The organism is Loigolactobacillus iwatensis, assembly GCF_003950295.1.
Classification (GTDB): domain Bacteria; phylum Bacillota; class Bacilli; order Lactobacillales; family Lactobacillaceae; genus Loigolactobacillus; species Loigolactobacillus iwatensis.
Genome location: NZ_RHNP01000014.1, coordinates 1 through 8,875, shown reverse-complemented (window position 1 = coordinate 8,875; position 8,875 = coordinate 1). Strand labels below are relative to the sequence as shown.

Here is an 8,875-nt window from a genome sequence, read left to right as displayed (position 1 = left end):
AAAAAACAGCATTAGAAGTTGCCTAACTTCTAACGCTGTAAAATTGGCTATCAACAGGATTTGACAGAGAGCCTTTAAAGGACGCTGAATTGCGTGTTACCACCTTAAATTTACTATTACTTCGCAGTAATAGCCTTACCCCGTGCTGAGAAAGCATTAAAATACTTTTTCAAGACGTTGGCGCAATAATGGGCGCTCCCAACGGACACTTCATAAACGTCGCATCCGCCACTCCGAGGCTACTTTCACAATTACCCACTTTTACTTCCTTGCACTAATCGAAGCTCGCTTGAAAAATAAGTAGTTGCTACTCTCCCCATCACGGTGTTTTAATAATAATCTCATCTATCTTTAACTTGAAAACACTTTACCCCGTTTCTTTTTAAATGTCAAGTAGGTCCTAGAATAGCAGTTCCCATTAGCTAAAACTTAACTAGACAATTAAATAAAGCATATTTCGTGTTTTGGCTCCCACATCTTGGTAAGCTTAAATTAAATCTTATTAGGATTAAAGGGGGCGATTAAACATGAAAGAATACCAAGTGATTGTAGATGCAAAGGGACGAATTGTCATTCCCGTAGCGTTACGTGGCATTTTGAAAATGCATCCGGGGCAGCGAGTTAAGATTAAAAATAAAAAGGATAAAATTGTTGTTAAACGAAAAAAAGTTGAAGAATAAGGCAATAAAAACAGGTATGAAGTGATTTGTTTACAAACAATCACTTCATACCTGTTTTTTAATGCAACTCTAGGATAAATTTTCATTTGATGACTTGTTTACTAATTTTTCCTTGGTAAGCTTAGCATCGTCACGGAGCTTTTGGCGATCGGCACTAATCTTTTGTTGTAACTCATTTGGGCTACCAGGTTTGCGTAATAGTTTAGCAAAAATACCCTGATACTGCATTGAGTTAACTTGGTCAGCGTAACGATTACCTAAGAACATAACGATTGAACCGAGTACAATGACAACGATTCCGATGATGGTTGGCAGCACAATACGTTCGTGCAAAACAATCATAGCCATGATTGGTGCCAGCGCCGGTTTAATGAAGAACACAAGGGAAGCAGTTGAAACGTCTGAAGTTTCCATTGCAAGAAAGTAAAAACCAAAGCCGCCAGCAGTAACCCCGATACATATGTAGGCCAGTAATAATAAATTATTTGGTGCAATTCCTTGAACGAACGGTATGTTTGCAAATGATTTAAGCCCATTAACGCTATTTAATCGGTTAGCGATTGCTGAAACGTGTGATAGACCCATTAAAATCCCTAGTTCCAGTGCGCCGGCCAAGAAAGAAAGGCTGGTCATTGTAAGTCCATTAAAGTGTCCACGCATAGAACCCCAGCGTGAAACAATTGAGTAAAGGCCAAAAGTAACGGCGGAAGTAATCGCCAGAGTTAACCCAACTGGATTAGTGAGGTGGGTTGGATTAACAATGATTAGCAACCCGATTAGGGAAATAATGACGGCAATTAAATTTGTTCGGCTGAGCTTTTCTCGTAAAATTAAGTAAGAGAAGATTAGTGCAAATATTGGGTTACAGCTGAATAAAACGGCTACGGTTGAAGCTTGATCGACCTCGACAGCAATTTGGTAGAAGGTCATGCTAATCACGATGCCAACTAAACCAGTTAGTAAAAAGATACCTAAGTCTTTAAAGTCTAATCGGTGTTTCTGCTTACGCAAGGCCCTTACCGCAAACGGTAGTAAGAATAAACCACCGACTAAGAAACGTAAGAAGTTAAGCTGGATACCATTGAAGGCACTGCCAGCTAATTTAAGTGAAATTTCCATTGAGCTGAATAAGAAAGTTGAAATTAAGACGTAAATATATGTTTTTTTCATGTGAAACAATCGTCTCCCTCACGATTAAGTAGCTGCCAATAATTAAAAAGTGTTTTCAAATTAAAAGTAGCCCTTTATAATAACTAACATAAGATGTAACGCCAATCTTTTATTAATGCTTTCTAAGAGTCGTTAGAAAGCTAACTGACCCACACGATACTTTGTAAGTTACTAACAACCCTAAATATAATTATATTTTGTCGAAACAGTATAATTACTATTATATTTAAAAATGAAAACTTGTCAATGAAAAGAGCGACATAAAAAGGATGATTTGGCTACGAATCGCTCGTTGGTTGCCCGAAAATTATTTTTAATCCTATTTTTGAACAGGCGAGAACAAGCTAATCATTCTTTAAACACTCTTTCAATTGATTTAGAAAGGAACAATGGATGCAATCAGTTGAAAAACAAATTTTACATTTAATCGACGTTGGTGAGGAAGTGCACGCCAAAACTTTGGTCGCAATTTACACTAAGCGTAATTATACGGAGATGACCGTTCGCAACACGTTATCCAAGTTAAAGAACCAGGGCCGAATTATTTCCCGCCGCCGGGGGCTTTATGCGCTAACGGCCGAAGGGAAAAAAAGATTATCCGACATTAATTTAAAATACAATAATTATCAAATGGCCTTTGATGGGAATTGGACGTTTGTTTTCATTCGAATTCCGGAAGAAAAGCGTAAGGCAAAAGCGGCCTTTAAAACGGCCTTACAGGAGTATGGTTTTGCACCATATCAATCCTCGGTTTACGTGTCACCTTGGCATTACGGGAATGATGTTTTGGCATTGGCACAGGAAATTGGTGTCACTAGTGACGTAAAGGTTGTGAAAGGAACCTTTTTTAAAACGCGCCTAACGCGGCAAGAGGCCTTTCAAATGTGGCATTTAAAAACTTTGACCCAAACTTATCAAACTGAATATGCTTGGATTAAGGAAAAAATGGCTCACACCTCACAAGTTGTGGCCAGTGGGGATGATCAGGCTCTATTAAATTTATATTTGGACATTGGTAATCATATCAATACGATGTTTTTACTCGATCCAATTCTACCGCAGAGTTTATTACCACCAGATTGGATTGGCCAGAAAACACTTCAGTTATTAATTACTGGCTACAACAGTATTGCTGAGATCTTTCCTAAACAAAGTCCCTACGCAAAATTTATGACACCGATGTTCACTTGAGTATCAAGTACTGGGCTATATTTAGGCTAAGGTTGTTAAATGCTGATTTTTGAAACAGAATTCACCGTTAAATTAGAACAATCTCAAAAATAGTGGCGTTCATTTTTTAAGGATAAAGTAAATTATAGTAGAAAAAAGATTGGGTGAGTAAATGGGATTCGTAACATCGTTAAATCAGGTTAGCTTAATGTTTTTATTAATGGCAGTTGGTTTTTTAGCTAACCGAGTGGGCTTTATCCATGAACAAACTTCCAAAGACTTAACGGCCATCTTGCTGTACATTGTTTCGCCGTGTTTAATTATTAAAGCGTTCGAGCAACCCTTTTCCGTGCATCAGCTAACCCAATTGAGCTTGGCCTTTGTTGGAACTGTGTTGTCTTATCTTGTTGCAATTATTGTAGGTCGGCTGGCTTTTCACCGTGTTAAAAATACTGAACAACGAACGGCGCTTCAATTCGGAACAGTTTATTCAAATGCTGGTTTTATGGGAATACCGCTAACTAACGCATTATTCGGTTCAGCAGGTGTTTTTTACTCGGTACCTTATTTAGCGGTATTTAATTTATTTAATTGGACCCACGGCATTAATTTATTTAAATCAGAAAAAAATCAATCCAGCCGCCGTTACATGGTGCGTAGTGTGTTGACTAATCCCAATATTATTGCCATTGTTATTGGACTGATTGTTTTTTTGGCGTCGTTTAAACTGCCGACAATTTTACAATCAGGGGTCAATTATATTAGTGGGATCAATACACCACTTTCAATGATGGTAATTGGAAATAGTATTGCCAGCATTAAATGGCGGGAATTATTTAGCGATCACTTAATTTGGCCGGGAATTTTACTGCGAAATATTGTTATGCCGTTTTTAACGTTACTAATACTGGCCGTCATTGGTTTGCACGGGACTGCGTTACTGGCAACCGCGACGATGGCAGCTTGCCCAGTAGCAGGGATTGTTGTTTTATTTACCCTATTAAACGACGGTGACCCGGCCTTTGCGGTTAAACTGATGAGTTTATCAACTTTATTTTCAATCGTCTCACTGCCGCTAATGATCGCAATAGCGGCGTTATAGAATTAGAGTGATTTATGATACTAAAAAAGAGAGTGTTTGAAAAAGCGGTTAGATTCTGAGGATTAGCCTAAACAGCCGAATTACCTTTGAAAAAGGTGATTTGGCTGTTGTAGCCACTATTCCGCAATTGAGGATTATTAGCTAGGTACGCTAATAATCTTGATGCTTCAAATGTTGTCCATTCAACTAAGGCAAAAACCGCCAAGTTGAAACATGGCAACCGCAGGAATCTGCTTTTCCAAACACGTTTAAACCAGAGTGTTTGGAGAAGCGGTTAGATTCTGAGGATTAGCCTAAATAGCCGAATTACCCTTGAAAAAGGTAATTCGGCTATTTTAACTACTATTTTGCAAATAACTTATGATACTTCGATGTTGTCTATTCTTGTGGTGAAACCAAGGAACACAGTTATAAAGTCCATAACTGCTCGCGACTAAGTTCGCCTCGTTCACCGCAAGAACTAGCACGGCAAAAACCGCCAAGTTGAAATAAGGTAATTGCAGTAATCTGCTTTTTCCAAACACGTTTGCACTAAATTAATCAGGAAAGTACTAAATAAAGCGATTTTTCAAACCTTCCCTAGTCAACCCCAAATTGTTTAAGGTGTTTGGCCAAGTATTGCCCCGTAATACTATTTTTTTGGTTGGCCACCTCACGTGGTGTACCAGTTGCCACAATTTTACCGCCGGCAGTACCGCCACGAGGGCCGACATCAACAACGTAATCCGCGTTGGCGATGATGTCCAAGTCATGCTCAATGGTTATGATCGTTGCGCCGGTGGCTAATAATTGATCAAAAACGTGAATTAAGGTACGAATGTCTAACGGATGTAGACCGACAGAAGGTTCATCAAAAACAAAAAGGGTTCCCATTTGTTTCTGGCCCATTGAACTGACTAACTTAAGCCGTTGCGCCTCACCACCAGATAAGGTTGGGGTAGCCTCACCTAATTTTAGATAGCCCAGGCCCATGTCCTGTAAGGATTTTAGGCGACTAACAACGCTGGTCAAAGTTTTTAATTTAGGGATGGCTTCATCAACGGATAATGTTAAAACGTCCGCGATAGTCATGTCGTGCCATTTTACCGTTAAAGTTTCTGGATTATAGCGGCTTCCCTTACAAGTTGGGCAGGTTTCCACGATATCCGGCAAGTACTGAACATCCAGCGAAATTTGGCCAGTACCATGGCAGGTGGGGCAAGCGCCAGTTAAGGTATTGTAAGAAAAATGGGCCGCACCAAAATGTTGTTGTTTAGCCGTTGTAGTTGCCGCAAAGGCTTGGCGAATTTTATCAAAAACACCAGAATAGGTAGCGACAGTTGAACGGACGTTTTTACCCACAGGTGTTGAATCGATCATTACTGCACGTTTGATGCCACCACTTTCCAACTTGTCAACGTGTTGTGGTAGTGGCTGCTCTTGTGCCTGGGCCTGAATTGCCGGTAGTAGGCTGTCCAAAATAAGCGTGGTTTTACCAGCACCAGAAAAGCCACTAACGGCGGTCAACTGTCCGACTGGAAAGCTAGCGGTGACGTTATTCAAATTGAAGCGCCGTTTAACGTGTAGTTTGATCGTTCCTTGATCAAATATGTGTTCCTTAGGGACTTGTTTGCGTGTGATTAAGGATGTTTTGCCAGTTAAAAAAGGACCAATCAATGAATGGGGATTTTTCTTAATTTCGGCGACACTTCCTTGATCAAGAATAGTTCCTCCTTTTTTACCGGCACCGGGACCAATCTCAATAATTTGATCAGCGGCGCCAATTAGGCCAGTGTTGTGGTCAACGGCAATTAGCGAATTGCCCTGTGCGACTAATTGACGAAGAATTTTGACCAGACCAGTAACGTTGGCGGGATGTAGTCCAATTGAAGGTTCATCCAGTACGTAAAGCACACCAGTTGTTTCTGAACGCAGAGTGCGACTAAGCTGAATTCGCTGTAATTCACCAGTAGATAGTGTCATGCCAGGGCGACCTAAAGTTAAATAATCTAGTCCAAGATCAAGTAATGGTGCGAGACTAGTTTTAAACTCACCAACCAAGTTAGTACCAATCTTGGCCATATTAGCTGGCAATTGGGGAACGATCGTTGCCGCAAACACCGGTAAATCTTTAATTTCGATTGCACACACTTCTGCAATATTTTTTCCAGCCAACTGACTTTGTAAAAGCTTTGGGTTAAATCGATTGCCGTGACAAGTTGGGCAGGTAGTGAAATCATAAAAACGGTTGAGTCGCTGGATAGCGCGTTCGTTATGCGTAGTGGCCAGGCTATCTTCTACCGCAGCAAACGCATTTTCAAATTGAGCATTATCCATGTGAAAGATTTTGCCAGTTGAAGTTGGAATGTTAATAGCGTACTTTTTCTTTTCGCCGTACAAAACAATTGCCTGATCTTTTTTACTTAGATCACGAAAAGGGGTGTCGATGTTAACACCGATTGTTTGTACAACAAACTGCATAAAGTTACGCCCCGGTAATTTCCAAGAGGCGATAGCACCTTGGCGAATTGTTAGCTGGTCATCAGGAATGAGTCGTGCCGCAATGATCTGACGAATTTGGCCAGTACCGTGGCAAGTCGGGCAGGCACCGGTTGAATTAAACGCGAAGCTTTCGGCACCAGGTGGCTGGAAAGTTGTTCCATCACCTGCTTGTAGAGTCAAACCCTCCGCAACTCGTAGGCTAGGTTTGACGCGTTGACCATTTGGGGAAACGTGTGAACCAAGGCGAGAAAATAATAGCCGTAAAATATTGAAACTCTCGGTCATTGTTCCAACGGTGCTTCGTAAATTAGGAACATTTGGCCGTTGGCGTAGGGCCAGGGCCGCTGGAAGATGGCGGACGGAATCAACATCTGCCTTGCCAACTTGGCTGATTCGGCGGCGTGTATAGGTTGAAAGCGAATCTAAGTATCGCCGGGCACCCTCAGCGTAAAGAACACCCATTGCTAAAGAGGATTTTCCAGATCCAGATAGACCACTGATTGCAATGAATTGATTGAGTGGAATTGAAACTGAAAGATTTTTAAGGTTATTGACGTGGGCACCGGAGACTTCGATTTGTTTTGGGATGGAAGTTACTTTTGCCATAGTAGTTGCTCCTTTTCACTAATAATTAACTTAAATGAAGTAGACTTAAAAAGTGTTCAAAGAATTTTTGGCCACATATTTTAGCAGCCATTAAGTTAATTATAAGCTGATTTAAGGCAGTTTTGAACACGAGTTCATCTTAGCACAAATCAAATCTGGGGGAGTGCTTGGAAAAGCGGTTAGATTAAATCTAGGTGATCCAATCGTTAACTTCTTCCTTCAGTACGAACTATATGGTATGATGATATGTCAATAATAAACGGAATAGTCAGGGAGTGAGAACGATGCAGTTAACGGTGCCAAACAAACATTTTTTTAAGCGATTAAAACAGGGAAATGTTTTTTTCCTTAAGGATACAATGGTATTAGTGCCTTACCCAGAAGATTACACGCAAACACTTGATTTGATTTCCTTAGATTACCAGATCATGCGGGATGAATTGGCCACACAAACGGATTTGACCAAGGTTAATTGTGTGTATCAAATCGATCCTGATGCTGACATGGCAGTGGCAGATATTAAACTGCAATTTGTACCCAAAACAGCCGGTGAAAAAGAATTTCAAATCGAAAAAAGTTATCACGTTTTTCTAGATAATGTTGATTAAAAAAGTTGTCCCTAAACAAAATGGAAACTCATAACGTAATTGAAATATTATTAAAAGTAAAATAGAGCCTGAAGCCGTACCCTTTTTTTCACCATTAAAATTATTTGGTGTAAAAAAAGTAGCAGCCTCGAGCTCTATTTTTTAATAATTAGGAATTGCGTCGCAACATAAAATTTGCTAGTATGAAAACTAAATTAAAATTAAAGTTAGCAGGTAATGCCTATGCAAATACGACCAATTGAACCAAAGGATGATCTAGCAGTTAAGAAGCTTGTTCAGGATTGCTTAGCAGAATATCAATTAAATTTGCCGGGAACTGCCTACTTTGATCCGCAATTAACATCTTTGGCCGAATACTACGCAAATTTAGAGTATGGCTTTTATTGGATACTTGAAGAAGATCAACAAGTTGTTGGTGGCGTGGGTATTGGACCCTATGCACATACTTTTGGTACCTGTGAGTTACAAAAGCTCTATATTCAGAAGGCATCCCGGGGTAAGGGCTATTCAAATCAGCTAATAAAAAAAGCGCTGGATTTTGCGGCGCAGCACTACCAACAAGTTTACTTAGAAACCTTCGCCAAGCTTAAGGTTGCCAATCAAATCTACCCCCGCTATGATTTTAAGAAGCTAGCTAAACCACTGGCTGGAACTGAGCATACAGCTTGTGATACATGGTACTTAAAGCAACTCTAATCAAATAGCTGCACATCAAGACCGTTAGCCGTTGACCTTAGTGGCATATCCAGGTTAGGGCTTATTTGGTGTAGCGCGTTTGTAATGGTATTGTGATCAGTGACTAGTAAGGCTGCCAATTCAAGCGAGGAAACGTAATTAAATTTTTTACCGTGGAAGATTGCTGCACTAAAAGCAGCAGTTTGTTTTCCTTGAGCTTGATTTAATTTTTGACCGGTTTGTTTTAAGCCTAACAAAAGGCGTTCTAATAACTTGGTCATGCTAGACTACCTCCTAAGTGCTCTAATGTCCATTTTGTGCGAGCACAAAATCCAATACACGGCGGATGTCCATTCTCCTAACGCGAAGTACGCGAACTCGAA

Annotated in this window: 8 protein-coding genes and 1 other annotated feature; of the genes, 5 read left to right on the top strand and 3 right to left on the bottom strand. The window is 40.2% G+C overall.

The genetic code is table 11. From position 1 onward, the window contains the following. Positions 1 to 74: 74 nt before the first annotated feature. Positions 75 to 332, bottom strand: a binding site (T-box leader). 195 nt (positions 333 to 527) lie between these two features. Further along, on the top strand, positions 528 to 680 hold the full coding sequence (locus EKM98_RS12055) for an AbrB/MazE/SpoVT family DNA-binding domain-containing protein (protein ID WP_156519978.1): 153 nt from the start codon (positions 528 to 530) through the stop codon (positions 678 to 680). Between the two features lie 69 nt (positions 681 to 749). On the opposite strand, the gene EKM98_RS05095 is transcribed toward EKM98_RS12055, so the two are convergent. Further along, entirely contained in the window at positions 750 to 1,850 is a 1,101-nt protein-coding gene (locus EKM98_RS05095) for a DMT family transporter (protein WP_068279733.1), read from the bottom strand. A 393-nt stretch (positions 1,851 to 2,243) separates the two neighbouring features. Here EKM98_RS05095 and EKM98_RS05090 point away from each other — a divergent pair, with 393 nt between their 5' ends. Further along, positions 2,244 to 3,041 (top strand): PaaX family transcriptional regulator C-terminal domain-containing protein, encoded by a 798-nt coding sequence (locus tag EKM98_RS05090; RefSeq protein WP_068222103.1) that lies wholly within the window; start codon positions 2,244 to 2,246, stop codon positions 3,039 to 3,041. Positions 3,042 to 3,192: 151 nt separating this feature from the next. Next, positions 3,193 to 4,122, top strand: coding sequence for an AEC family transporter (locus tag EKM98_RS05085; protein WP_068376540.1), 930 nt, complete (start codon positions 3,193 to 3,195; stop codon positions 4,120 to 4,122). Between the two features lie 579 nt (positions 4,123 to 4,701). Here EKM98_RS05085 and EKM98_RS05080 read toward each other — a convergent pair. Further along, the gene (locus tag EKM98_RS05080) at positions 4,702 to 7,209 is read right to left on the bottom strand and encodes an excinuclease ABC subunit UvrA (protein WP_125981009.1); all 2,508 of its coding nucleotides are present in this window, start codon (positions 7,207 to 7,209) and stop codon (positions 4,702 to 4,704) included. Positions 7,210 to 7,493: 284 nt separating this feature from the next. Between EKM98_RS05080 and EKM98_RS05075 the strand changes: the two genes are divergently transcribed. Both EKM98_RS05075 and EKM98_RS05070 read left to right on the top strand, forming a co-directional pair. Further along, the gene (locus EKM98_RS05075; protein WP_125981007.1) at positions 7,494 to 7,817 is read left to right on the top strand and encodes a hypothetical protein; all 324 of its coding nucleotides are present in this window, start codon (positions 7,494 to 7,496) and stop codon (positions 7,815 to 7,817) included. A 222-nt stretch (positions 7,818 to 8,039) separates the two neighbouring features. Continuing rightward, positions 8,040 to 8,513: a GNAT family N-acetyltransferase gene (locus EKM98_RS05070; protein WP_125981005.1), complete on the top strand. Its 474-nt coding sequence runs from the start codon at positions 8,040 to 8,042 to the stop codon at positions 8,511 to 8,513. On the opposite strand, the gene EKM98_RS05065 is transcribed toward EKM98_RS05070, so the two are convergent. Beyond that, complete coding sequence (locus EKM98_RS05065) at positions 8,510 to 8,773, bottom strand: hypothetical protein (protein ID WP_125981003.1); 264 nt, start codon at positions 8,771 to 8,773, stop codon at positions 8,510 to 8,512. The two genes, EKM98_RS05070 and EKM98_RS05065, sit on opposite strands and share 4 nt — an antisense overlap. Between the last annotated feature and the right edge of the window lie 102 nt (positions 8,774 to 8,875).

What these genes read in the sequence shown, in the direction of transcription:
- EKM98_RS12055 (WP_156519978.1), top strand. Translation starts at nt 528, where the DNA reads ATGAAAGAATACCAAGTGATTGTAGATGCAAAGGGACGAATTGTCATT.
- EKM98_RS05095 (WP_068279733.1), bottom strand. Translation starts at nt 1,850, where the DNA reads ATGAAAAAAACATATATTTACGTCTTAATTTCAACTTTCTTATTCAGC.
- EKM98_RS05090 (WP_068222103.1), top strand. Translation starts at nt 2,244, where the DNA reads ATGCAATCAGTTGAAAAACAAATTTTACATTTAATCGACGTTGGTGAG.
- EKM98_RS05085 (WP_068376540.1), top strand. Translation starts at nt 3,193, where the DNA reads ATGGGATTCGTAACATCGTTAAATCAGGTTAGCTTAATGTTTTTATTA.
- EKM98_RS05080 (WP_125981009.1), bottom strand. Translation starts at nt 7,209, where the DNA reads ATGGCAAAAGTAACTTCCATCCCAAAACAAATCGAAGTCTCCGGTGCC.
- EKM98_RS05075 (WP_125981007.1), top strand. Translation starts at nt 7,494, where the DNA reads ATGCAGTTAACGGTGCCAAACAAACATTTTTTTAAGCGATTAAAACAG.
- EKM98_RS05070 (WP_125981005.1), top strand. Translation starts at nt 8,040, where the DNA reads ATGCAAATACGACCAATTGAACCAAAGGATGATCTAGCAGTTAAGAAG.
- EKM98_RS05065 (WP_125981003.1), bottom strand. Translation starts at nt 8,773, where the DNA reads ATGACCAAGTTATTAGAACGCCTTTTGTTAGGCTTAAAACAAACCGGT.